This is a genomic window from Streptomyces roseochromogenus subsp. oscitans DS 12.976 (genome assembly GCF_000497445.1).
GTDB lineage: Bacteria > Actinomycetota > Actinomycetes > Streptomycetales > Streptomycetaceae > Streptomyces > Streptomyces oscitans.
Genome location: NZ_CM002285.1, coordinates 4153388 through 4177243 on the forward strand (window position 1 = coordinate 4153388; position 23856 = coordinate 4177243).

A 23856-nucleotide genomic window follows, 5' to 3' on the forward strand; every position below is an offset into this window, starting at 1 on the left:
CTCAGGGAATGCAGCTCGGGCAGCGACTCCTCCAGGGCGCCGCCGCCGACCCGGCCGCGGGAGGCGGCGAAGGCGGGCCAGCGCAGTCCGTCGGCACTCTCGCCACCGAGGAGTACGTCGAGTCCGCCGCCGAGCGGATCGGCGTCCACGAGAAGGGTGCGCAGTCCCTCGCGCGCGGAGGTGACGGCGAGCGCGCACGCGAGCGTGGAGGCGCCGGCCCCGCCCCGGCCGCCGATCACTCCGACGGTGAGGGCAGGGCGGCCGACACCCTCGGCGACGTCGGCGATCCGGTCGACCAGCCACTGCTCGCCGTCGGGCAGCATCAGGACGTGGTCCGCGCCGATCTCCACGGCGCGCCTCCACACCCCAGGGTCGTCCTGGTCACGGCCGACCAGCACCACTCCGCGCCGCCGCGGAGCCGCGCCGACCCGGCGGGCGGCGTCGTCGCCGACCAGCACCAGCGGTGCCGTCTCCCAGCCGTCGCCGTGGTCCGGTACGCCGTGGTGGACCTCGGGTGTGGCGCCTGCGGCCGCGCACAGGCGCAGCAGGTCGTCCAGGAGTTCGGCGTCCTCGGTGACGATGAGCGGCCGGTCCGGTCGGTCTCCGGTGCCGGGCGGCGGGTCGTGAGTGACGGTTCCGGTCACGGGTGTTCCCCCCTCGCTGCACGGGCCGCGCAGCCCCTGCGGCCACGCGATTCCCAAAGGTGTGAAGAACCGCCAAGCGGCCCCCCATATGAACGGCCGACAGAAACCGGCCAAACGCGCTCCGACAATCGGAACCGGCCATGAACTCGCCGCGGCCCGAGCGCGCTGGAATCACGGTGCAGCGATCCGCGAAATCATGTGGATCTTGGTGGAAAACTGTGGACAACTCAGCGGCTGTGAATATCGCTGTCACCCAAACCGGTGACCTCTGTACCGATCCCAGTGCGACTTCCACAGAGCGGCGCGATGATTACCGGGAGTGACGGATCATGGGCGTGCGGAGCGGAGACCGCGATGACTCGATGCCGGACCCACGGCCGCAGGAAGAAAGGAAAGACAGGGAGAAAACGTGCCCGGACATGCGACGACCCCCGCCGGGGGGGAGAGCGGGGGTCGTCCCCACGGCCGACTCGGGGGGGAGGAGTCGGACCGGGTTAGCACGGTCGCGAACGATCCGTGACTTCCATGGTGTACCCGAGAGCCCTCTCAGGCAAACCCACGCGCCCCACTCTTACGCCGAATGGTGGGCGCCTATGCTCGGGGGCGTGGAAAACCACTCCTTGCCCCGCGCAGCAGCCTTCTTTGACCTGGACAAGACGGTCATTGCGAAGTCGAGCACTCTCACCTTCAGCAAGTCCTTCTACCAAGGTGGGCTGATCAACCGCAGGGCCGCACTGCGCACCGCATATGCCCAGTTCGTCTTCCTGGCCGGCGGCCTGGATCACGACCAGATGGAGCGCATGCGCGAGTATCTGTCCGACCTGTGCCGCGGCTGGAACGTGCAGCAGGTACGGGAGATCGTCGCCGAGACCCTGCACGACCTGATCGACCCGATCATCTACGACGAGGCCGCCTCCCTCATCGAGGAGCACCACACGGCCGGCCGGGACGTGGTGATCGTGTCCACCTCGGGCGCCGAGGTGGTGGAGCCGGTCGGCGAACTGCTGGGCGCGGACCGGGTGGTGGCCACACGCATGGTCGTCGGCGAGGACGGCTGCTTCACTGGGGAGGTGGAGTACTACGCCTACGGCCCGACCAAGGCCGAGGCGATCCGGGAACTCGCTGCGTCCGAGGGCTACGACCTCGACGGCTGCTACGCCTACAGCGACTCCGCGACCGATCTGCCGATGCTCCAGGCGGTCGGGTATCCGCACGCGGTGAACCCCGACCGCGCGCTGCGCCGCGAGGCAGCCGCGCGCGGCTGGCCGATTCTGGAGTTCCGCCGACCGGTCCCGCTCAAGAAACGGCTGCCCACGTTCTCCGTCCCGCCCCGGCCCGCGCTGGTCGCGGCAGCGGCCATAGGAGCAGCGGCCGCGACCGCCGGTCTCGTCTGGTACGCCAGCCGCCGCCGGAGCACCGCCTGACACCGGAGCACCACCTGACACCGGCGTGCCACCCGAACGGCGCCCGTTTCACCCCCGTTTGAACCTGAAAGTAAAGAACCGTAGGCAGGGGTTTCGCTTCCTCCCGGCTCGCGGTACAAAGACCTTAGGCCCGCGAGACCAAAGGACATCCGCGAGGATCACCTGCCACTACGCACTCGGCCCACGGACCCCGCATGAACACCGGGCACCCACGCGACGTCGACCCGTCGATTACGGGCCAGCCGCACCAGGTGACGGGCAAAGCTCCCCGACCTGATGGGCAGATATCGAGGACGCTTGGTAACGCGGTGAGCATGCCAGCGGCGGTACGAGTCCTCGTACCGCCGCAACCCGTGTAGGGACGTTTCCTCAGGCCGCACCGCGCTGCAGCGCCTCGCACACGGCCGTCGACTCGCGCGCGCCCAGTTCGATCGCCCTGCCGCAGTGGGCGATCCAGGCCGCCATGCCCTCGGGGGTGCCGGAGACGTATCCGTCCAGCGCCGCCAGATAGGAGGCGCGGCCCAGTTCGGCGTGGCCGACCTCGGCCGGGCAGATCGCCTTCGGGTCCAGGCCGCTGCCGATCAGCACGATCCGCTCGGCCGCGCGCGCGACCAGGCCGTTGTGGGACACGAAGGGCCGCAGCGCGAGCAGTTCGCCGTGCACCACGGCGGCCGTCACCAGCGCGGGCGCGGACGTCCCAGCGATGATCAGGTCCGCGAGCCCCTCCAGTCGCCCGGAGACCTCCCCGGCGTCAGGCAGCGGCAGCTCGATCAGCGGCTCGTCCACCGTTTCGCCGGCCTGGCGCGGCCTGCCGACCTCGTCGGCCTTGTCGGCCGCGGCCACCAGGTGCAGCCGGGCCAGCACCCGCAGGGGCGACTGCCGCCAGACGGACAGCAGTTGTCCCGCCTCCGCCGAGAGCCTGAGGGCGGCGCCCATGACGCGCGACTCGTCGTCGGCGCCGAAGTCGGTGCGCCGCCGGACCTCCTCCAGGGCCCAGTCGGCGCCGGACAGCGCCGCGGAGCCGCGGGCGCCGCGCAGGGCCGCCTCGGCGGTGATCTCGGTGCTACGGCGCCGCATGATCCGGTGCCCGTAGACCCGGTCCACGGCCTTGCGCACGGACTCCACGGAGCCGGCCACACCGGGCAGCGAGCCCAGGGCCGCGAGCGGGTCGGCGTTCGCGCCTGTCGTACTCATGAGTACGACCCTACGCACCCCGATGGCCCACCCCTCGAAGGAGTGGTCTTCTTCACTTCCCCCTGACACATGCAGCCATCACCTCACTACTCTTGGTGAACATGAAAATTGCTTTCGTCGGGAAGGGCGGCAGCGGCAAGACCACCCTCTCCTCCCTCTTCATCCGCCACCTCGCCGCCGTCGGCGCCCCGGTGGTCGCCATCGACGCGGACATCAACCAGCACCTCGGTCCCGCGCTCGGCCTCGACGAGGCGGAGGCGGCCGCACTGCCCGCCATGGGCGAGCGGCTACCCCTGATCAAGGACTATCTGCGGGGCTCCAACCCGCGCGTCCGCTCCGCCGCCACGATGATCAAGACGACCCCGCCCGGTGCGGGCTCACGGCTGGTCCGGGTCCGGGAGCCCAATCCGGTCTACGACGCCTGCGCGCGGCCGGTGGAACTCGACGGCGGCGCCGTCCGTTTGATGGTCACGGGCCCCTTCACGGACGCCGACCTGGGGGTCGCCTGCTACCACTCCAAGACGGGAGCGGTGGAGCTGTTCCTGAACCACCTCGTCGACGGCCCCGACGAGTACGTCGTGGTCGACATGACCGCGGGTTCGGACTCCTTCGCCTCCGGCATGTTCACCCGCTTCGACATGACGTTCCTCGTCGCCGAGCCGACCCGGAAGGGGGTCTCCGTCTATCGCCAGTACAAGGAGTACGCCCGCGACTTCGGCGTCGCCCTGAAGGTCGTCGGCAACAAGATCCAGGACCAGGACGACAGCGACTTCCTGCGCGCGGAGGTCGGGGACGACCTGCTCGTGACCTTCGGCCGCTCGGACTGGGTGCGTGCCATGGAGAAGGGCCGGCCTCCCCGGTTCGACCTCCTGGAGGAGTCCAACGCCCGTGCCCTGCACACTCTGCGGGCCACCGCGGACGCCACGTACGAGCTGCGGGACTGGGAGCGCTACACCCGCCAGATGGTGCACTTCCACCTGAAGAACGCCGAGGCGTGGGGCAATGAGCGCACCGGAGCCGACCTGGCCGCACAGGTCGACCCCGGCTTCGTGCTCAGCGAAGACATCGGTGCGGGTGTGACAGCTCCTGCGTGACACATCCCGCGTGACACCTGCCGCTTGCCCCACACGACTCGTCCTTACGGCTTGCCCCTGACCGCTTGACGTCTACTGCTCGACCGCCGGCGCCCCAGGCACGCCCTTCGGCGCCGGGGCCGGGCTGCCGGACAGGAAGGACGCCCAGCCCTGTCGGGGGGCCTCGCCCACCTGCAGGGTGCGCAGCTTCTCCAGGACCTTCGGGTCCTGGGCGTCCAGCCAGTCGGCCAGCTGGTGGAAGGACACACAGCGCACGTCGGGCTTGTTGCACACCTCCTTGACCGTGTCCTCGACGGCCCGCATGTAGGTGCCGCCGTTCCACGACTCGAAGTGGTTGCCGATGATCAGCGGTGCACGGTTGCCGTCGTAGGCCCGGTAGAAGCCCTTGACGAGGCCGTCGCGCATCTGGTCGCCCCAGTAGTCGAACTTGTCCGGGTCGCCCTGAGTCTCGGTGCCGGACTGGTTGACCATGAAGTTGTAGTCCATGGTCAGCTGCTCAAAGGTGTGCCCGGGGAAGGGCACCAGCTGCATCGACAGGTCCCACAATCCCTCCTTCTTCTTGGGCCAGACCTGCTCGTTGACCCCGCTGGAGTCGTAGCGGAAGCCCAACTGGCTCGCGGCCTTCATGAAGTTCTGCTGGCCCTCCAGGCAGGGGGTGCGGGCGCCGATCAGCTCCTTGTCGTAGTCGAAGGGAAGCGGAGCCGACTTCTTCATGCCGGTGTTGGTCTTCCAGGACTTGACGAACTGCTTCGCCTGGGCGATCTCGCTCTTCCACTCGTCCACCGACCAGGTGCCGACCCCGCCGTCGGGCCCGCAGAAATGGCCGTTGAAGTGCGTGCCGATCTCGTTGCCCTCCAGCCAGGCGAGCCGGGCCTGTTTGACGGTGTTGGCGATCCCCTTCTCGTCGTTGAAGCCGATGTCGGAACTGCCCGGCGAGTGCTGCGGCGGCTTGTACTGCTCACGCTTCTCCTCCGGCAGCATGTACACGCCGCTGAGGAAGTACGTCATGGTCGCGCGGTTCTCCCTGGAGACCTTGCGGAAGTGCGAGAACAGCTTCTGGCTGTCCTCGCCCGCGCCGTCCCAGGAGAACACCACGAACTGCGGCGGCTTCTGACCCGGCTTCAGCCGCTCGGGCCTGGGCAGATGCGGCTGCGAACCGGTGTACGCGGTGGATCCGTCACCGATCAGCCGGAGCACACTCTGGGGCGCCCGGGCCCCCTTCCGCGGGCCGGACACCCCTTTCTTCGAACTGTGGGGGCCGGTCGCGCAACCGGCGAGCGACGAGGCACAGGCCGCTGCGACCACGACGCCGACGGCGATCCTCTGGGTGGCGGTCATGCTCCGCCCACCTTCTTCCTTCTCTCAGGCGAACGCTGGCGTGGGCTGTTTTCTGGCGATATGCCGGGACTACACCGGCAGCGCCGCCAAGGTCGCACGGTCGCGAGAAGGAATTAGTACGACAAGCCGATCAAATGATTAGTTCACTCATGCGAGCGATCGATTGGACCATTTGCCCCGAAAAGCAATGTATTGCCTTTACGTGTCATTACGATTCGTTTACCGGCGTTGATCCATCCCGCCCAGTCCGTGACCGTGCCGCCCCGGAGGAGACGGGACCATGTCAGCCTGCGCACCCCCGCACCCCCAGCACCCGCATCCGCCGCACGCCCCGCCGCCGGGCCGCCGGCCCCGCTTCCTCGTGGCGGGCGCCGACCTGTCCGCGTCCGTCGCGGTCTTCCTGATCGCCCTGCCCCTGTCCCTCGGTATCGCCCTGGCCACCGGCGCTCCGCTCCAGGCCGGTCTCGTCGCCGCCGCCGTGGGCGGACTCGTCGCCGGCCGGCTCGGCGGCTGCCCGCTCCAGGTCAGCGGTCCCGCCGCCGGGCTCACCGTGGTCACCGCCGACCTGATCCACCGCTACGGCTGGCGGGCGACCTGCGGCATCACCGTCCTCGCCGGACTCGCCCAGCTCGGTCTCGGCTGTCTGCGGGTGGCGCGCGGCGCGCTCGCGGTCAGCCCCGCCGTGGTGCACGGCATGCTCGCCGGGATCGGCATCACCATCGCCGTCGCCCAGCTGCACATCGTCCTCGGCGGCAGCCCGGACAGCTCCGTCCTCGCCAACCTGCGTGCGCTGCCCGCCCAGTTGGCCCGTCTGCATCCGGCCGCCGTCTCGATGAGCGCGCTGACGCTCGCCCTGCTGCTGACCTGGCCCCGTCTGCCCGGTCGCCCCGGCCGACTGCTGCGGAGAGTGCCGGCCGCGCTCGTGGCCGTGGCCGGGGCGACCGCGACGGCGGCCCTCGCCGGGCTCGCCCTGCCCCGGGTCGAGCTGCCGTCCTGGCGCAGCCACGCCCTGGCCGGACTGCCTGAGGGTCCTGCGCTCGGCCTCGCCGCCGCCGTGCTCACCACCACCCTGGTGTGCAGCGTGCAGTCGCTGCTCGGCGCGGTGGCCGTGGACAAGCTGGTGGCGACCCGCCCTGGCCCCGCCTGCCTCGTCGGCCGCTCCGACCTCGACCGGGAGCTGCTGGGTCAGGGCGCCGCCAACATCGTCTCCGGGGCGCTCGGCGGACTGCCGGTCGCCGGCGTGGCCGTGCGCAGTACCGCGAATGTGAACTCCGGTGCCCTGAGCCGGAACTCCGCGATGCTGCACGCCGTTCTCGTAGTAGTCGCCGCGCTGCTGATGGCCCCGATCCTGGAGGAGATCCCGCTCGCCTCCCTCGCCGCCCTGGTGATGGCCGTCGGCATCCAGATGGTGTCCCTGCACCACATCCGCACGGTGACGCGCCACCGCGAAGTGCCGGTCTACGCCGCGACCGCACTCGGCGTGGTGGTCCTCGGCGTCCTTGAGGGCGTGCTCCTCGGCGTCGCCGTGGCGGTCGCCCTAGCCCTGCACCGCCTTGCCCGCACCCGCATCACCCACGAAGAGAAGGGAGGAGTCCATCACGTACGGATCCGAGGTCAGTTGACGTTCCTCGCGGTACCCCGGCTCAGCCGAGCCCTGCATCTCGTACCCCAAGACGCCCACGTCGTCGTGGAGTTGAACGGGTCGTTCATGGACCACGCGGCGTACGAGTCACTGCAGGACTGGACATGCGCCCACACCGCGCGCGGCGGTACGGCCGAGCTGTCGGGCCGGCGCGGCGGAATCCGGACCGCCGGGCCGCCCCCGTCCGCCCGGTGCCGCTGCCGGCCCTGGACACCCTGGCGCGCTCACCGGTCCTGCTTCCCGGAAACCGCCGCCGCCCCGGCGGGCCGGGGTGCGGGGCGGGAACTCGCCCGTGGGATCGGCTCGTTCCAGCGCAACACCGCGCCGCTGGTGCGGTCGGAGCTGGCGCGGCTCGCCAGGGAGGGGCAGCGGCCCGCGCAGCTCTTCCTCACCTGTGCCGACTCCCGGCTCGTCACGTCGATGATCACCGCCAGTGGTCCCGGCGACCTGTTCGTCGTCCGCAACGTCGGCAACCTGGTGCCGGCGCCGGGCGAGGAAAACGGCGACGACTCGGTGGCGGCCGCCGTCGAGTACGCCGTGGAGGTGCTCGGGGTGCGCTCCATCACCGTGTGCGGGCACTCGGGATGCGGGGCGATGCAGGCGCTGTTGACCGCGAGCGGGGCGGGTGGCACCACCCCGCTGCGGCGCTGGCTCCGGCACGGGCTGCCGAGTCTGGCGCGGATGGCCGAGGACCGCCGCGCCTGGCCCCGGCTCGCCGGCCGGCCTGCGGCGGACGCGGTGGAGCGGCTGTGTCTGGTCAACGTGCTCCAGCAGCTGGAGCATCTGCGGGCGCACGGCCCGGTGGCCCGGGCGCTGGCCCGGGGCGAGCTGGAGCTGCATGGGATGTACTTCCACGTGGGCGAGACGCAGGCGTATCTGCTGGCGGGGAGCGAAGAGGACGGCCTGTTCGAGGGCGTCACGGGAAAGGTCACGGAAGGGGTGGTCACAAGGGAGGCGCACAGTCCGACGTGAGATAACGGCACTTCGGCAGGGACACCAGGACAGGTCTAAACCAATTTTCCCGTCGGCCCTTGTCATCGGACCCCCGCGTCTGATGAGCTGTGGCCTGGGACACAACGGACACCCTTCGAGAGGGAGATGTCGTGAGCAACGAGAGCCTGGCCAACCTGCTCAAGGAAGAACGCAGGTTCGCGCCCCCCGCCGACCTGGCCGCGCATGCCAACGTCACCGCGGAGGCGTATGCACAGGCCAAGGCTGACAGGCTCGGCTTCTGGGCCGAGCAGGCCCGTCGGCTGACCTGGGCCAAGGAGCCTACCGAGACGCTGGACTGGTCGAACCCGCCGTTCGCGAAGTGGTTCAAGGACGGCGAGCTGAACGTCGCGTACAACTGCGTGGACCGGCATGTGGAGGCCGGTCTCGGGGACCGGGTCGCCATCCACTTCGAGGGTGAGCCCGGCGACAGCCGCTCGATCACCTACGCGGAGCTGAAGGACGAGGTCTCCAAGGCGGCCAACGCCCTGCTGGAGCTGGGTGTCCGCAACGGCGACCGGGTGGCCATCTACATGCCGATGATCCCCGAGACCGCGATCGCGATGCTGGCCTCGGCCCGGATCGGCGCCGCCCACTCGGTGGTCTTCGGCGGCTTCTCGGCGGACGCGCTCGCGACCCGCATCCAGGACGCGGACGCCAAGGTCGTCATCACCTCCGACGGCGGCTACCGGCGCGGCAAGCCCTCCGCGCTCAAGCCGGCCGTGGACGAGGCGATCGGCAAGGTCGACAACGTCGAGCACGTTCTGGTGGTGCGCCGTACCGGCCAGGACGTGGCCTGGAACGACGAGCGGGACCACTGGTGGCACGACCTGGTCGAGCGTCAGCCGGCCGAGCACACCCCGGAGGCGTTCGAGGCGGAGCACCCGCTGTTCATCCTCTACACCTCCGGCACCACCGGTAAGCCGAAGGGCATCCTGCACACCTCCGGCGGCTATCTCACCCAGGCGGCCTACACGCACTGGGCGGTGTTCGACCTCAAGCCGGAGACGGACGTGTACTGGTGCACGGCCGACGTCGGCTGGGTCACCGGGCACTCGTACATCGTGTACGGCCCGCTGGCCAACGGCGCGACGCAGGTCATGTACGAGGGCACGCCGGACACCCCGCACCAGGGCCGGTTCTGGGAGATCGTGCAGAAGTACAAGGTCTCGATCCTCTACACCGCGCCGACGGCGATCCGGACGTTCATGAAGTGGGGCGATGACATCCCCGCCAAGTTCGACCTCAGCAGCCTGCGGGTCCTGGGGTCGGTCGGCGAGCCGATCAACCCCGAGGCGTGGATCTGGTACCGCAAGAACATCGGCGCGGACCGGACTCCCGTCGTGGACACCTGGTGGCAGACCGAGACCGGCGCCATGATGATCTCTCCGCTGCCGGGTGTCACCGACGCCAAGCCCGGTTCCGCGCAGACCCCGCTGCCCGGCATCTCGGCGACCGTCGTCGACGACGAGGCGCACGAGGTGCCCAACGGCGGCGGTGGCTATCTGGTGCTGACCGAGCCGTGGCCGTCGATGCTGCGCACCATCTGGGGCGACGACCAGCGGTTCATCGACACCTACTGGTCCCGTTTCGAGGGCAAGTACTTCGCCGGCGACGGCGCGAAGAAGGACGACGACGGCGACATCTGGCTCCTCGGCCGGGTCGATGACGTGATGCTCGTGTCGGGCCACAACATCTCCACCACCGAGGTGGAGTCGGCGCTCGTGTCCCACTCGGCGGTCGCCGAGGCGGCCGTCGTCGGGGCTGCCGACGAGACCACCGGCCAGGCGATCGTCGCGTTCGTGATCCTGCGCGGTACGGCCGCGGAGACCGAGGGGCTCGTCGGCGAGCTGCGCGACCACGTGGGCGCCACGCTCGGCCCGATCGCCAAGCCCAAGCGGATCCTGCCGGTGGCCGAGCTGCCCAAGACCCGCTCCGGCAAGATCATGCGCCGCCTGCTGCGGGACGTGGCCGAGAACCGTCAGCTCGGTGACGTCACCACGCTGACGGACTCCACGGTCATGGACCTCATCCAGGCCAAGCTGCCGGCGGCGCCGAGCGAGGACTGACCGGCATCAGCCTTGGGGGCGCCCGGCCGACAGGCCGGGTGCCCCTTTTGCGTCTACGGTGAAGATCACCGGTCCCGGACCGCACCCTCCGGGTCGCCGCACCCTTTGAGCCCTCACGCAACTTTAGGTAAGCTAAGTAAAGCGTCAAGAACGCGACAAGGGTGCGCCGGGAAGTCTGGTCGGCATGTGAGCCGTCCTGCCTACCCACCGGAGATCTCCATGACCGCGCCCCGCACGCCCCGCAAGGCCCTCGGACGCCTCTCCCTGCCCGAGCGCGCCATCGTCGCGGGCGCGCTGCGCACCGAGACCGTCGGCGGCATCCTGCTCCTCCTCGCCGCCGTAGCGGCGCTGATCTGGGCGAACATCCCCGCCCTGCGGCACAGCTACGAATCGGTCAGCGACTTCCACCTGGGCCCAGGCGCCCTCGGCCTGAATCTCTCAGTCGCCCACTGGGCCGCCGACGGCCTGCTCGCGGTGTTCTTCTTCGTCGCCGGCATCGAGCTGAAGCGCGAGCTGGTCGCCGGAGACCTGCGCGACCCCAGGGCGGCCGTACTGCCCGTGGTGGCCGCGCTGTGCGGCATGGCCGTACCGGCGCTCGTCTACACCCTCACCAACCTCACCGGGCACGGCTCGACACAGGGCTGGGCGGTGCCCACCGCCACCGACATCGCCTTCGCGCTCGCCGTCCTCGCGGTCATCGGCACCTCCCTGCCCAGCTCGCTGCGCGCCTTCCTGCTCACCCTCGCGGTCGTCGACGATCTCTTCGCGATCCTGATCATCGCGATCTTCTTCACCGACCGGCTGAACTTCGCCGCGCTCGGCGGCGCCGTCGCCGGACTGGTGGTCTTCTGGCTGCTGCTGCGCAAGGGCGTGCGCGGCTGGTACGTGTATGTGCCACTGGCCGCCGTGATCTGGGCGCTGATGTACAACAGCGGCGTGCACGCCACCATCGCCGGCGTGGCGATGGGCCTGATGCTGCGCTGCACCACCCGTGAGGGTGAGCAGCGCTCGCCGGGCGAGCACATCGAGCACCTGGTGCGGCCTCTGTCCGCCGGGCTCGCCGTGCCGTTGTTCGCGCTGTTCAGCGCCGGGGTGAAGATCTCCGGCGGAGCGCTCGGGGACGTGTTCACCAAGCCGGAGACGCTCGGTGTGGTGCTGGGGCTCGTCGTCGGCAAGGCGCTCGGCATCTTCGGCGGCACCTGGCTCACCGTCCGCTTCACCCGCGCCTCCCTCAGCGAGGATCTCGCCTGGGCCGACGTCTTCGCGGTGGCCTCCCTCGCCGGCATCGGCTTCACCGTCTCCCTCCTCATCGGCGAACTCGCCTTCGCGGGGGACGCCGCCCTCACCGACGAGGTCAAGGCCGCCGTCCTCGCCGGATCGCTCATAGCGGCGGTGTGCGCGACGGTCCTGCTGAAGATACGCAACGCCAAGTACCGCAGGCTGTGCGCGGAGGAGGACCGCGACGACGACCTCGACGGCATCCCGGACATCTACGAGCAGGACGACCCGGCCTATCACCTGCGCATGGCCGAGATCCATGAGCGCAAGGCCGCCGAACACCGGCGGATCGCGGCCGAGCGGGCGGCCGCGGCGCGCCACGGGCTTGCGGAAGTACCGGGCGGGGCAGGCGAGGAGGGCGACCGTCCGGCATGATCTGACGAGACGGTACAAAACAAGACGGCCACACGAGCGGGCCGGCCGGCCGCCTACGACGGCAGGTACGCCCGCGGCACGAGAGACATCTGAGGGAGAACGCGATGAGCGCACCCGACGGCAGCCCGGTCGGCGCCGAACGCAGCATCGGCCAGCTGTTCGCCTCGGCGACGACCGAAATGTCGGCGCTGGTGCACGACGAGATCGCCCTGGCCAAGGCCCAGCTGAAGCAGGACGTGAAGCGCGGCGCGGTCAGCGGCGGCGCCTTCACGGTGGCGGCCGCGGTGCTCCTCTTCTCCCTGCCGATGCTCAACTTCGCCCTCGCCTACGGCATCCGGACCTGGAGCCACTGGAACCTGGCGATCTGCTTCGTACTGTCCTTCGCGGCCAACGTGCTCGTCGCCATCCTCCTCGGGATCATCGGCGTGGTCTTCGCGAAGAAGGCCAAGAAGAGCCACGGCCCGCAGAAGGTGGCCGCGTCGATGAAGGAGACGGCGGGCGTCCTGCAGAACGCCAAGCCGCACCCGCGCGCGGAGCTGCCCGAGGACCGGACCCCCGCGGCCATCGAGGCTGTGGCACGCTCACAGTCATGACGGACCCCGCCCCCTCGGCCTTGGTACGGATGGACGTTCCCCACGGGAAAAAGGTGACCCACAGGGACGTCGCCGCCAACGGCGCGCGCTTCCACATCGCCGAACTCGGCGACGGCCCCCTGGTGCTGCTGCTGCACGGCTTCCCGCAGTTCTGGTGGACCTGGCGGCACCAGCTGGTCGCGCTCGCGGACGCGGGCTACCGGGCGGTGGCGATGGACCTGCGGGGCGTCGGCGGCAGCGACCGCACGCCCCGCGGGTACGACCCCGCCAACCTCGCCCTCGACGTCACCGGCGTGATCCGCTCGCTCGGCGAGCCGGACGCGGCGCTGGTCGGCCACGACCTGGGCGGCTATCTGGCGTGGACGGCGGCGGCGATGCGGCCCAAGCTCGTACGCCGCCTCGCCGTGGTGTCGATGCCGCATCCGCGGCGCTGGCGCGCGGCGATGCTGCGGGACGCACGCCAGACGGCAGCCAACTCCTACATCTGGGGCTTTCAGCGGCCCTGGCTTCCGGAGCGTCAACTCACCGCAGACGGCGGGGCGTTGGTGGGCCGGCTCATCCGGGAGTGGTCCGGGCCGCGGCTGCCGGAGGACGAAGCGGTGGAGACGTACCAGCGGGCCATGTGCATCCCGTCGACCGCGCACTGCGCGATCGAGCCGTACCGCTGGCTGGTGCGCTCGCTGGCCCGCCCGGACGGCATCCAGTTCAACCGGCGGATGAAGCGGCCGGTGCGGGTGCCGACGCTGCATCTGCACGGCTCGCTGGACCCGGTGACGCGCACGCGCAGCGCGGCCGGTTCGGGCGAGTACGTCGAAGCGCCTTACCGCTGGCGCCTGTTCGACGGTCTCGGGCACTTCCCGCACGAGGAGGACCCGACGGCGTTCTCCACGGAACTGGTCAACTGGCTGAAGGATCCCGAGCCGGATCGGTGACCGTACGGTCAGGTCCGGGTGCGTGGAGTATCCGGATCGTGAACACTTGTCCCTCGAACGGCCACATGCCTGCCGCATAGGCCAATTGAGCGGCGCTCAGGCGGTTATCGACCTTCGGGCAGGGGCACACGTCGGGGTATGGGCTGGACGCACGACTACAGTGACGCACCCCGCAACCGCCGCTCGACCGCAGGTCTGAGCACGCCTCAGCGAGGCAACCCGCAACTCGCGCAAGGGGACCTCCGCGTGGGGATTCCACGCATCCTGCGCCGCCGGGCCCGCTGGGTCTCGGTGCGGCTGCGTCACCCACGCGGCTGAACCCCTCAGGAAGGGCACACGCACACCCTCCTGAGGGTCACAGGGCGCAGTTGTCCGTACCCACCTGCTCGTTCGCCGTACGTCCCTGCTGGATGTCGGGCTGGATCTCGTCCGCCGTGAGGGCGTAGCCGGTCTCAGCGTCGTCCAGGGACTTGGCGAACACCACGCCGTACACCCGGCCGTCGGGGGTGAGCAACGGGCCGCCCGAGTTGCCCTGGCGGACCGTGGCGTACAGCGAGTAGACGTCGCGGCGGACGGTGCCGCGGTGGTAGATGTCCGGGCCGTTCGCCGTGATGCGCCCGCGCACCCGGGCGGCACGCACGTCGTACGAGCCGTTCTCCGGGAAGCCCGCGACGATCGCGCCGTCCCCGCCGGCCGCGTCCCGCGCGGAGAACCTGAGGGCGTGCGCCTTCAGACCGGGCACGTCGAGTACGGCGATGTCGCGCTTCCAGTCGTACAGGACGACCTTGGCGTCGTACTTGCGGCCCTCGCCGCCTATCTGGACGGTGGGCGAGTCGACGCCGCCGACGACATGCGCGTTGGTCATGACCCGGCGGTCGGCGAAGACGAAGCCGGTGCCCTCCAGGACCTTGCCGCAGCTCTGCGCGGTGCCGGTCACCTTGACGATGGAGCGCTCGGCGCGCAGGGTGACCGGGCTGTTCGCGAGCGCAGGGTCGGGCGGCTGGACGTCCTTGATCGGCTCGTTGGCGAACGGGCTGAAGACCTGCGGGAAGCCGTTCTGCGCGAGGACGGAGGAGAAGTCGGCGAACCAGGTGTCGGCCTGCGCGGGCAGCGCCCGGGAGACGCCGAGGAGCACCTTGGAGCCGCGGACCTCCCTGCCGAGCGTCGGCAGCGTCGTACCCGCGAGGGCGGAGCCGATCAGCCAGGCCACCAGGAGCATCGCGACGACGTTGACCAGAGCGCCGCCGGTGGCGTCCAGGGCGCGGGCCGGGGACCAGGTGATGTACCGGCGCAGCTTGTTGCCGAGGTGGGTGGTCAGGGCCTGGCCCACGGAGGCACAGACGATGACGACGACCACGGCGACCACGGCGGCGGTGGTGCCGACGTCCGCGTTGTCGGTCACGGCGTCCCAGATCACGGGCAGCGCGTACACGGCGACAAGACCGCCGCCCAGGAACCCGATCACCGACAGGATGCCGACGACGAAGCCCTGGCGGTAGCCGACGACCGCGAACCACACGGCCGCGACCAGCAACAGGATGTCCAGCACGTTCACTGCTTCAGGCCTCGCCTATTCCGCTCCGCTCCCCGCGGCCCGGCCGGGGGTCCGGGGGTTGCCCCCGGAATAACACCGCACGGACGACACCCTGTCATGACCGCCAGTCGAGTGGGACCTGCTTCCCCCTGTCCCAGGGGCGCTCCCAGCCCGCGAAGTGCAGCAGGCGGTCGATCACCCCGGCCGTGAAACCCCACACCAGGGCCGATTCGACCAGGAATCCCGGGCCTCGGTGTCCGCTGGGATGGACGGTGGTGGCGCGGTTGGCGGGGTCCGTGAGATCCGCCACGGGGACCGTGAAGACCCGGGCCGTCTCGTTCGGATCGACGACGCCGACCGGGCTGGGCTTGCGCCACCAGCCGAGCACGGGCGTGACGACGAAGCCGCTCACCGGGATGTACAGCGCGGGCAGCACGCCGAAGAGCTGGACGCCGGACGGATCGAGGCCGGTCTCCTCCTCGGCCTCGCGCAGCGCGGCTCTGAGCGGTCCGTCCGCGTGCGGGTCGCCGTCCTCGGGGTCGAGCGCGCCGCCCGGGAAGGACGGCTGCCCGGCATGCGAGCGCAGGGAGCCCGCACGCTCCATCAGCAGCAGCTCGGGGCCGCGCTCGCCCTCGCCGAACAGGATCAGCACGGCCGACTGCCGCCCCGAGCCGTTCTCCGGTGGCAGGAAGCGGCTCAGCTGGAGCGGCTCGATCGTCTCGGCGGCCCGCACCACGGCCGCCAGCCAGTCCGGCAGCCCCTCCTTGCTGAGCGTCACCGCGCCGCCCCGCGTCTCACTGGCCCTCGCCATCACAACCCCCGTCGCTCTGTCCGTCCAACGCCCGAGGGCCCCGGTATCGTTCCGTCACGCGGCCCCCAGGGGCGGGGCCGGCTTGCCGCCCGCGTCGAGATAGGCCTGCGGGGGCTTGAGCCGCTGGCCGGGGAAGCCGCCCTTCTCGTACTTCAGGAGCTTCTTGGCCTTCTCGGGGTCGGTCTCGCCCTCGCCGTAGGCCGGGCAGAGCGGGGCGATGGGGCAGGCGCCGCAGGCGGGCTTGCGGGCGTGGCAGATCCGGCGGCCGTGCCAGACCACATGGTGGGACAGGTCGGTCCACTCGGTCTTCGGGAACAGCGCGCCGACGGCGGCCTCGATCTTGTCGGGGTCGGTCTCGTCGGTCCACTGCCAGCGCCGGACCAGCCGCTGGAAGTGGGTGTCCACGGTGATCCCGGGCCGGCCGAAGGCGTTGCCGAGGACGACGAAGGCGGTCTTGCGGCCGACGCCCGGCAGTTTTACCAGGTCTTCGAGCTTCCCCGGCACCTCGCCGCCGAAGTCCTCGGCCAGGGCCTTGGAGAGCCCCATGACCGACTTGGTCTTGGCCCGGAAGAACCCGCAGGGGCGCAGGATCTCCTCGACCTCCTCCGGATCGGCGGCTGCCAGGTCCTCGGGGGTCGGGTACTTCGCGAAGAGCGCCGGGGTCGTCTGGTTGACGCGCAGGTCGGTGGTCTGGGCCGACAGCACGGTGGCTACCAGCAGCTCGAAGGGGTTCTCGAAGTCCAGCTCCGGGTGGGCGTACGGATACACCTCGGCGAGCTCGCGGTTGATACGGCGGGCGCGGCGGACCAGGGCGGCAGGGGATTCCTGCGCCGGAGGCTTCACGGCGACCTTCCCGGCGGTCTTCGCGGGCGCCGCCTTCTTCGCGGCCTTCCCGGCGGTCTTCGCGGGCGCCGCCTTCTTCGCAGCCTTCTTGGCCGGCACGGTTTTCTTCGAGGCGGCCTTCTTGGCCGGCGCCGTCTTGCCGGCCGACTTCTCCGCGGCGGCCTTCTTGGCCGGCGCGGTCTTCTTCACGGCGACCTTTTTTGCCGTTTTTCCGGTTTTCTTAGCATCGCCGGAGCCCTGTTCGCCCACAGCGGAATCACGACGTACAACCACCCGCTAAACCCCCTTGTCCTGTGCTCTCACCGGCGATTTGGACACCCGGCCAGCCTAAAGCCCGGCACCGACATCCGCCTCGGACCTCGAAGATCGGCCCCCGATTGGACCCCTGGCGCTTACCTCGGGACACGTGTGCGGCATCCTTGTGACAGATCACACTGTTTGGACCGTCCGGCAAAATGGGGAGCACGGTCCCCTGGCACACGGGGGAGCATGATCCCCTGAGCAGGTCGACAAGGAGAGAACTCAGTGGACGACGTTCTGCGGCGCAACCCGCTCTTCGCGGCTCTCGACGACGAGCAGGCCGCGGAGCTTCGCGCCTCCATGAGCGAGGTGACCCTCGCACGCGGCGACTCCCTCTTCCACGAGGGCGACCCCGGGGACCGGCTGTATGTCGTCACCGAGGGCAAGGTCAAGCTGCATCGCACCTCCCCCGACGGCCGCGAGAACATGCTCGCCGTCGTCGGCCCCAGCGAGCTGATCGGCGAGCTTTCGCTCTTCGACCCCGGCCCGCGTACGGCCACCGCGACCGCGCTGACCGAGGTCAAGCTGCTCGGTCTCGGTCACGGCGACCTCCAGCCCTGGCTGAACGCCCGCCCCGAGGTGGCCGGCGCCTTGCTGCGCGCCGTCGCCCGCCGTCTGCGCAAGACCAACGACGCCATGTCCGACCTGGTCTTCTCCGACGTCCCCGGCCGTGTGGCGCGCGCCCTGCTGGACCTCTCGCGCCGCTTCGGCGTGCAGTCCGAGGAGGGCATCCACGTCGTCCACGACCTCACGCAGGAGGAGCTGGCCCAGCTGGTCGGCGCCTCGCGCGAGACCGTGAACAAGGCGCTGGCGGACTTCGCCCAGCGCGGGTGGCTCCGCCTGGAAGCGCGGGCCGTGATCCTGCTGGACGTGGAGAGGCTGGCGAAGCGGTCCCGCTGACGCCGGTCTTGGCCGTACGGGCTGTTTGATGCTGACCGGCGCCCAAAATGCGCCGCCTTTCCGCATCACACAGGGCACAGTGAGCGCATGCCCGAACCCCCTGTCCCGCACGGCCTCGACGACCAGGGCTTCATCGCGCGCGAAGGCTCCCTCGCGCGCGTGCCCGCCGTTTTCCGCCCGGTCGTGGCCTCCGCGCGTGACCGGGTGCTGGGTCTCTTCGGGTCCCGGCTGCACAGCGCCTACCTCTACGGGTCGATCCCGCGTGGCACCGCGCGCGTGGGACAGAGCGACCTGGACCTGCTGATCGCGCTCCTGGACGAGCCGACCGACGCCGGCCGGGAGGCCGTACGCGCGCTCGGCGAGGCCGTCGACAAGGAGTTCCCGCAGATCGACGGCGTCGGCACGCTGCTCTACAGCCGGGACCGGCTGCTGAGCGAGCTGGAGCGGTACGACCTGGGCTGGTTCGTGGCCTGCATGTGCACCCCGCTGCTCGGCGAGGACCTCGCCGAGTATCTGCCGCGGTACCGCCCCGACTCCCTGCTCGCTCGCGAGACCAACGGCGACCTGGCGCGGTGGCTGCCCCGCTGGCGGGAGCGGATCGCGGGCGCGGAGGACACCGAGGAGGCCCGGCGGCCGCTTGTGCGCTTCATGTCCCGGCATCTGGTCCGCACCGGCTTCACCCTCGTCATGCCTCGCTGGAACGGCTGGACGAGCGATCTGCGCGAAATGGCCGAGGTGTTCGGCGCGTACTACCCGGAGCGGGCGGTTCAGATGCGTACGGCGGCGGAGTACGGCTACGAGCCCACCGATGACCCGGACATCCTGCGGTCGTACGTCGACGACCTGGGCCCCTGGCTCGCCGACGAGTACGCGCGCGTGCACGGCGTGAAGACACCGCGCCCGGAGGACTGACCGGACGCCGGAAAGCTGCCTGCGAAGTCGGCCGGAACACACCCCCGTCACCGGGCAACCCTCCCGCCCCCGCCCCCTCTTGCCTCCGGCAGCAGCGAACCGACCGGAAGGCAGCCGACGTTGACCCGCCCACCCTCTCCCCTCGTCCGGCGTGGCGCGGCCGTGACCGCCGCCCTCGGGCTCGTGGCCCTGGCCGGACCGCAGGCGGCGCCGGCCGCCCCGGTCACCGGCCCCGCGGCCCTGCACTGGTCCACCTGCCCCGCGGGCTCCGACGCGCCGCGCGGCACGTACTGCGCCACCCTCAAGGTGCCCCTCGACCACGCCAGGCCGAACGGCCGGCAGATCAAGCTCACCCTGTCGATGGCCGGCGATCTGCACGCCCCGCGCACCCTCGTGGTCAACCCCGGCGGGCCGGGCGAACCGGGCATCGGCACGGCCAAGTTGGTGTGGAGCTCGCTGCCCGAGGACGTCGGCTCGGCGTACAACGTGGTCAGCTTCGATCCGCGCGGCGTCGGCGCCAGCACCCCCGTCTCCTGTGGCGACACGAGCAAGCTGATCAAGCATCCGGCCGCGCCGTACGCGCCCGCGACCGCGGCTCAGGAGCAGGCGCGGCGCACGGTCGCCCGCGAGGTCGCCGAGCAGTGCTCCACGCATGTGAAGGACCTGCTGCCGTACATCACCACCGAGAACGCGGCCCGCGACATGGACCGGATCCGTGCCGCGTTCCACCGCGACAAGCTGGACTACCTCGGCTATTCGTACGGGACGCGGCTCGGCGCGACGTACGCGACGCTGTTCCCCGGGCACACCGGCCGCATGATTCTGGACAGCGTCGTCGATCCGGCGGTCACCACCTACGGCTCGCAGTACGAGCAGGATCCGGCGCTGCAGCACCGGGCCGGACAGTTCTTCGCCTGGGCGGCCGAGAAGGACGCGACCTACCACCTGGGCGGCAGCCAGGCGAAGGTGTCGGCCGCGTGGGACGCCGTCCGTACGAAGCTGGCCGCCCACCCCGCCGCAGGCCGCGCGGGCAGCGCCGAGCTGGACGATCTGCTGGCCTCCGCCATGTACACCGATCAGGTCTGGGGCGATGTGGCCCAGGCCGTCTCGGACTACCGGCGCGGGAATGCGAGCACGCTGCTCGGCGCGACCGACCAGCTGGCCCTCGGCGGCGTGGACCCGGCCCAGCTCGCCTACAACTGCGCGGACGACGCCTGGCCGCGCGACTGGGCGACCTGGCACCGGGACACGGCGGCGGCCGCCCCCAAGGCGCCCCTGTTCGCCTGGCTGAACACCTGGTACAGCGCGCCCTGCGCGTACTGGAAGGCCCCGACGGCCAAGCCCGTGAAGATCGGCTCGGTGAAGGTGCCGCCGGTCCTGCTGCTGCAGGCCAAGGACGACCCGGCGACCCCGGTCGTGGGCGCGCGGCGCATGCAGCAGGCGCTGTCCGGTTCCCGCCTCGTCGTAGCGGGCGGCGGCAACCACGGCCAGTACCTGTTCGACGGGAACACCTGCATGGACCGCGCCGGCAACGGCTACCTGCTCACGGGGAAGCTTCCGGCCGAGAACGCCACCTGCCCCGCGTCGCCTGCGCCGTAGCCCCGGGGCCGACGTGCTGTGACGCGAGCTGTGATGCAAGTCACAGCAGTGGGCTGTCACGGTTTTCCGAGCCGAAGTGTCTCAGTGCCGTCCGAAGAGAGGAGCCGAGCCGGATCATGGCCGCCGAGGATGCCTTCACCGAGCACCGCCCGCTGCTGTTCACCGTCGCCTACGAGATGCTGGGCAGCGCCGCCGACGCCGAGGACGTGCTGCAGGAGAGCTACCTGCGCTGGCGGGAGGTCGATCCGGCCGGCGTCGGGCACGCGCGCGCGTACCTGGTACGGGTGGTGACCCGGCAGGCGCTCAACCACCTGCGAGCGGCCAAGTCCCGGCGTGAGGAGTACGTCGGCTCGTGGCTGCCCGAGCCGATCCGCACCGCCCCTGAGGTCGGCGACGACGTGGTCCTGGCCGAGTCGGTGTCGATGGCCATGATGCTGGTCCTGGAGACGCTGAACCCGACCGAGCGCGCGGTGTTCGTGCTGCACGACGTGTTCGGCTACACCCACGGTGAGATCGCCGCCGCAGTCGGCAAGGCCGAGGTCACCGTCCGGCAGATCGCGCACCGCGCGCGTGGGCACGTCCACGCGCGCCGCCGCCGCTTCGAGCCCGACTCCGCTGCCACCGGGAAGATCGTCGAGCGGTTCATGCGGTCGGCGGCGGACGGGGACATGCAGGCGCTGATGGATCTGCTCGCACCCGACGTCGTGGTGATCTCCGACGGCGGCGGGAAGGTCACCGCCGCCCGTCGCCCGGTCGTCGGGCGCGACGACGTCGCCCGGTTCGTGCTCGGCGTGTACCGCACCAGCGCGACGACGGCCCGGATCGAACCCGCCCGCTACAACGGCATGCCCGCGGCCCGGTTCCTCACCGGCGGCGCGCTGGACTGGCTGGTGGCGTTCGAGATCCGCGACGGACGGATCACCGGCCTCTACGGCATGCGCAACCCCGACAAGCTGGACCGCGCCGACGTGGTGCGCCCACTCGACAGAGGAGCACTCGGCTGAGGAGGCCGACAGACATGGAGACCATGACCGTGGAACGCGTCATCGACGCCCCGATCGACGACGTGTTCGCCTGGCTCACGACCACCACCCACTACACCGCCTCGCCCCTGGTGCTGCGCTGCCGGCTGGCCCGGCACGGCGAGGGCGCGCCCTACGGCGTCGGCGCGATCCGCAGCCACCTCTGGCTGATCGGCTGGTTCCGGGAGCGCATCAGCGCCTACGAACCGCCGTACGCCACGGAGTACGTCGTGGAGCGCAGCGTGCCGCCGGCCCGGCACGAGCTGGGCCGTATGACGTTCACCGAGACGGACGCCGGAACGCTCGTCCGCTGGACGACCCGGGCGGAGATCCCCCTCCCGCTGCTCGGCGGCTTTCTCACCCGGTTCCTGGCCCGCCCGGTCATCACCCGCACCTTCGGCAACATCCTGGAGGCGGCCGAGAAGGCGCTGACGGGTCCGGCCGCGACGACTCCGGCGAGGCGGACTCCGACGACCCGGTAGACGTCACATCGGCTGGATCAGCCCGTGCTCGCTCAGATAGTCCAGCTGGGCCCGTACGGACAGTTCCGCCGCCGGCCACAGGGAGCGGTCCACGTCGGCGTACACGTGGGCGACGACCTCGGCCGGGCTGCGGTAGCCGTCCTCGACCGCCGTCTCCACCTGGGCGAGCCGGTGGGCGCGGTGGGCGAGGTAGAACTCGACGGCGCCCTGGGCGTCCTCCAGGACCGGCCCGTGCCCCGGCAGGACCGTGTGCACGCCGTCGTCGACCGTCAGCGAGCGCAGCCGCCGCAGCGAGTCCAGATAGTCGCCCAGACGGCCGTCGGGATGCGCCACGACCGTCGTACCACGCCCGAGGATGGTGTCGCCGGTCAGCACGGCCCGGTCGGCCGGGAGATGGAAGCACAGCGAGTCCGCGGTGTGCCCGGGGGTCGGCACGACCCTCAGCTCCAGGCCGCCGACGGTGATGACGTCCCCGGCGGCCAGGCCCTCGTCGCCCAGGCGCAGGGCCGGGTCGAGGGCACGCACGCGCGTGCCGGTCAGTTCCGCGAAACGGGCGGCGCCCGCGGCGTGGTCGGGGTGGCCGTGGGTGAGCAGGGTCAGGGCTATGCGCTTGCCGGCCTTCTCGGCCATGTCCACGACAGTGGCCAGATGGCCGTCGTCCAACGGGCCCGGGTCGATCACCACGGCGGCCTCGGAGCCGGGCTCGGCGACGATCCAGGTGTTGGTGCCGTCCAGGGTCATCGCGGAGGCGTTGGGCGCGAGGACGTTGACGGCCCGTTCGGTGGCGGGGCCGGAGAGCACCTGGCCGCGGGGCTGGCCCGGCAGGGCGCTTGCGTCGGTCATGCGGGGCCTCCGCCCTTCGTCTCGGCCGTCGTCCGCGCGCTCGGCTCGGCCGTCGCCGGAACGTCCGCCTCGGCGTTCGTCGCGGCGTTCGTCGCGGCGTTGGTCGCGGCGTTGGTCGCGGCGTTGGTCTCGGCCGTCGGGATGTGCTTGGTGAACTCGTCGTGTCCCGGCCAGGACAGCACGATCGCGCCGTCCACGAGGCGGGCACCGGCCATCACGGGGGTCATGTCGCGCCCGGGTGCGGCCGTGAGCGCCTCGGCCGCGGAGGCGTACGGAGTCAGCTGGCGGAGCGTGGCGATGGTGGGCGGCATCATCAGCAGGTCGCCCTTGTCGTAGCCCGCGGCGGCCTCGGCGGGGCGGATCCACACCGTGCGGTCGGCCTCCGTGGAGGCGTTCCGGGTGCGCTGGCCCTGCGGCAGGGCGGCCACGAAGAACCAGGTGTCGTAGCGGCGGGCCTCGAACTCCGGGGTGATCCAGCGGGTCCAGGCGCCCAGCAGGTCCGAGCGCAGCACCAGGCCGCGCAGGTCGAGGAACTCGGCGAAGGACAGCTCGCGCGCGACCAGCGCGGACCGGTCCGCCTCCCAGTCATCCCCGGTGGTGTCGCCGACGACCGAGTCCGCGTCGGGCCCGGCGAGCAGCACGCCCGCCTCCTCGTACGTCTCCCGTACGGCCGCGCAGACGATCGCCTGGGCGCCCGGCTCGTCGACGCCGAGCCGCTCGGCCCACCACTCGCGCGTGGGGCCCGCCCAGCGCACCAGACGGTCGTCGTCGCGCGGGTCGACACCGCCCCCCGGATACGCGTACGCGCCTCCGGCGAAGGCCATGGAGGCGCGTCTGCGCAGCATGTGGACGACCGGGCCGGGCTCGGTGTCCTTCAGGAGCAGGACCGTGGCCGCGCGTCTCGGGGACACCGGGGTGAGGGTGCCGTCCGCGAGCGCGCGGATGCGGTCCGGCCACTCCGGGGGATACCACTGACCGTTCGCCATGGCCGGAGGCTATCCCGTGCAGAGCGAATGTTCGAGAGGTGCCCGAGGTCA

Annotated in this window: 21 protein-coding genes; 13 read left to right on the plus strand and 8 right to left on the minus strand. The window is 71.0% G+C overall.

Translation table 11 applies throughout. The features are described from left to right. Nucleotides 1-644, minus strand: a 644-nt coding sequence (gene ssd, locus M878_RS67680) for a septum site-determining protein Ssd (protein ID WP_023547758.1), incomplete at its 3' end; no start/stop codon positions are given. Between the two features lie 593 nt (nt 645-1237). On the opposite strand from ssd, the gene M878_RS67685 reads away from it, so the two are divergent. After that, nucleotides 1238-2068 (plus strand): HAD family hydrolase, encoded by an 831-nt coding sequence (locus tag M878_RS67685; protein WP_023547759.1) that lies wholly within the window; start codon nt 1238-1240, stop codon nt 2066-2068. Between the two features lie 369 nt (nt 2069-2437). Here M878_RS67685 and M878_RS67690 read toward each other — a convergent pair whose 3' ends face one another. Then, nucleotides 2438-3262, minus strand: coding sequence for a Fic family protein (locus M878_RS67690; RefSeq protein ID WP_023547760.1), 825 nt, complete (start codon nt 3260-3262; stop codon nt 2438-2440). Nucleotides 3263-3363: 101 nt separating this feature from the next. Here M878_RS67690 and M878_RS67695 point away from each other — a divergent pair, with 101 nt between their 5' ends. After that, a complete protein-coding gene (locus M878_RS67695) occupies nt 3364-4356 on the plus strand; it encodes an ATP-binding protein (RefSeq protein WP_023547761.1) in 993 nt (330 codons plus the stop codon). 72 nt (nt 4357-4428) lie between these two features. On the opposite strand, the gene M878_RS67700 is transcribed toward M878_RS67695, so the two are convergent. Further along, on the minus strand, nt 4429-5694 hold the full coding sequence (locus tag M878_RS67700) for a polysaccharide deacetylase family protein (RefSeq protein WP_023547762.1): 1266 nt from the start codon (nt 5692-5694) through the stop codon (nt 4429-4431). Between the two features lie 280 nt (nt 5695-5974). Between M878_RS67700 and M878_RS67705 the strand changes: the two genes are divergently transcribed. The 6 genes from M878_RS67705 to M878_RS99945 all read left to right on the plus strand — a co-directional run bounded on the left by M878_RS67705 (nt 5975) and on the right by M878_RS99945 (nt 13891). Beyond that, nucleotides 5975-8308 carry a SulP family inorganic anion transporter gene (locus tag M878_RS67705; RefSeq protein WP_023547763.1) on the plus strand — a complete coding sequence of 778 codons (2334 nt, stop codon included), beginning with the start codon at nt 5975-5977 and terminating at the stop codon, nt 8306-8308. A 131-nt stretch (nt 8309-8439) separates the two neighbouring features. Then, the gene (acs, locus tag M878_RS67710) at nt 8440-10395 is read left to right on the plus strand and encodes an acetate--CoA ligase (RefSeq protein ID WP_023547764.1); all 1956 of its coding nucleotides are present in this window, start codon (nt 8440-8442) and stop codon (nt 10393-10395) included. A gap of 219 nt (nt 10396-10614) precedes the next feature. Then, entirely contained in the window at nt 10615-12048 is a 1434-nt protein-coding gene (gene nhaA / locus M878_RS67715; RefSeq protein WP_023547765.1) for a Na+/H+ antiporter NhaA, read from the plus strand. A 104-nt stretch (nt 12049-12152) separates the two neighbouring features. Continuing rightward, nucleotides 12153-12641 carry a phage holin family protein gene (locus tag M878_RS67720; protein ID WP_023547766.1) on the plus strand — a complete coding sequence of 163 codons (489 nt, stop codon included), beginning with the start codon at nt 12153-12155 and terminating at the stop codon, nt 12639-12641. Next, nucleotides 12638-13573, plus strand: coding sequence for an alpha/beta fold hydrolase (locus M878_RS67725; protein ID WP_031225192.1), 936 nt, complete (start codon nt 12638-12640; stop codon nt 13571-13573). Before M878_RS67720 ends, M878_RS67725 begins: the two co-directional genes overlap by 4 nt. 138 nt (nt 13574-13711) lie before the next feature. Beyond that, a complete protein-coding gene (locus M878_RS99945; protein ID WP_078630310.1) occupies nt 13712-13891 on the plus strand; it encodes a hypothetical protein in 180 nt (59 codons plus the stop codon). 37 nt (nt 13892-13928) lie between these two features. On the opposite strand, the gene M878_RS67730 is transcribed toward M878_RS99945, so the two are convergent. From M878_RS67730 to nth, 3 genes are all read right to left on the minus strand, one after another. Then, nucleotides 13929-15128, minus strand: coding sequence for a MarP family serine protease (locus M878_RS67730; protein WP_023547768.1), 1200 nt, complete (start codon nt 15126-15128; stop codon nt 13929-13931). A gap of 94 nt (nt 15129-15222) precedes the next feature. Beyond that, nucleotides 15223-15918 carry an NUDIX hydrolase gene (locus M878_RS67735; RefSeq protein ID WP_031225193.1) on the minus strand — a complete coding sequence of 232 codons (696 nt, stop codon included), beginning with the start codon at nt 15916-15918 and terminating at the stop codon, nt 15223-15225. A 54-nt stretch (nt 15919-15972) separates the two neighbouring features. Next, nucleotides 15973-16950, minus strand: a complete 978-nt coding sequence (nth, locus tag M878_RS67740; protein WP_023547770.1) for an endonuclease III — start codon at nt 16948-16950, stop codon at nt 15973-15975. A gap of 336 nt (nt 16951-17286) precedes the next feature. Between nth and M878_RS67745 the strand changes: the two genes are divergently transcribed. The 5 genes from M878_RS67745 (at nt 17287) to M878_RS67765 (ending at nt 21976) form a co-directional block, all read left to right on the plus strand. Beyond that, nucleotides 17287-17961: a Crp/Fnr family transcriptional regulator gene (locus tag M878_RS67745; RefSeq protein ID WP_023547771.1), complete on the plus strand. Its 675-nt coding sequence runs from the start codon at nt 17287-17289 to the stop codon at nt 17959-17961. A gap of 87 nt (nt 17962-18048) precedes the next feature. Further along, nucleotides 18049-18873: a nucleotidyltransferase gene (locus M878_RS67750; RefSeq protein ID WP_023547772.1), complete on the plus strand. Its 825-nt coding sequence runs from the start codon at nt 18049-18051 to the stop codon at nt 18871-18873. Nucleotides 18874-19035: 162 nt separating this feature from the next. Then, nucleotides 19036-20472: an alpha/beta hydrolase gene (locus tag M878_RS67755; protein WP_023547773.1), complete on the plus strand. Its 1437-nt coding sequence runs from the start codon at nt 19036-19038 to the stop codon at nt 20470-20472. A 116-nt stretch (nt 20473-20588) separates the two neighbouring features. Then, a complete protein-coding gene (locus M878_RS67760; protein WP_023547774.1) occupies nt 20589-21476 on the plus strand; it encodes an RNA polymerase sigma-70 factor in 888 nt (295 codons plus the stop codon). Nucleotides 21477-21490: 14 nt separating this feature from the next. Continuing rightward, nucleotides 21491-21976: an SRPBCC family protein gene (locus M878_RS67765; RefSeq protein WP_023547775.1), complete on the plus strand. Its 486-nt coding sequence runs from the start codon at nt 21491-21493 to the stop codon at nt 21974-21976. 3 nt (nt 21977-21979) lie between these two features. Here the strand turns inward: M878_RS67765 and M878_RS67770 are convergent, their stop codons facing one another. Next, entirely contained in the window at nt 21980-22819 is an 840-nt protein-coding gene (locus M878_RS67770) for an MBL fold metallo-hydrolase (protein WP_023547776.1), read from the minus strand. Further along, complete coding sequence (locus tag M878_RS67775) at nt 22816-23805, minus strand: NUDIX hydrolase (RefSeq protein WP_023547777.1); 990 nt, start codon at nt 23803-23805, stop codon at nt 22816-22818. Before M878_RS67775 ends, M878_RS67770 begins: the two co-directional genes overlap by 4 nt. Nucleotides 23806-23856: the final 51 nt, after the last annotated feature.

Coding starts and splice junctions, on each gene's coding strand:
- M878_RS67685 (WP_023547759.1), top strand. CDS start 1,238: ATGCTCGGGGGCGTGGAAAACCACTCCTTGCCCCGCGCAGCAGCCTTC.
- M878_RS67690 (WP_023547760.1), bottom strand. CDS start 3,262: ATGAGTACGACAGGCGCGAACGCCGACCCGCTCGCGGCCCTGGGCTCG.
- M878_RS67695 (WP_023547761.1), top strand. CDS start 3,364: ATGAAAATTGCTTTCGTCGGGAAGGGCGGCAGCGGCAAGACCACCCTC.
- M878_RS67700 (WP_023547762.1), bottom strand. CDS start 5,694: ATGACCGCCACCCAGAGGATCGCCGTCGGCGTCGTGGTCGCAGCGGCC.
- M878_RS67705 (WP_023547763.1), top strand. CDS start 5,975: ATGTCAGCCTGCGCACCCCCGCACCCCCAGCACCCGCATCCGCCGCAC.
- nhaA (WP_023547765.1), top strand. CDS start 10,615: ATGACCGCGCCCCGCACGCCCCGCAAGGCCCTCGGACGCCTCTCCCTG.
- M878_RS67720 (WP_023547766.1), top strand. CDS start 12,153: ATGAGCGCACCCGACGGCAGCCCGGTCGGCGCCGAACGCAGCATCGGC.
- M878_RS67725 (WP_031225192.1), top strand. CDS start 12,638: ATGACGGACCCCGCCCCCTCGGCCTTGGTACGGATGGACGTTCCCCAC.
- M878_RS99945 (WP_078630310.1), top strand. CDS start 13,712: ATGGGCTGGACGCACGACTACAGTGACGCACCCCGCAACCGCCGCTCG.
- M878_RS67735 (WP_031225193.1), bottom strand. CDS start 15,918: ATGGCGAGGGCCAGTGAGACGCGGGGCGGCGCGGTGACGCTCAGCAAG.
- M878_RS67750 (WP_023547772.1), top strand. CDS start 18,049: ATGCCCGAACCCCCTGTCCCGCACGGCCTCGACGACCAGGGCTTCATC.
- M878_RS67760 (WP_023547774.1), top strand. CDS start 20,589: ATGGCCGCCGAGGATGCCTTCACCGAGCACCGCCCGCTGCTGTTCACC.
- M878_RS67765 (WP_023547775.1), top strand. CDS start 21,491: ATGGAGACCATGACCGTGGAACGCGTCATCGACGCCCCGATCGACGAC.
- M878_RS67770 (WP_023547776.1), bottom strand. CDS start 22,819: ATGACCGACGCAAGCGCCCTGCCGGGCCAGCCCCGCGGCCAGGTGCTC.
- M878_RS67775 (WP_023547777.1), bottom strand. CDS start 23,805: ATGGCGAACGGTCAGTGGTATCCCCCGGAGTGGCCGGACCGCATCCGC.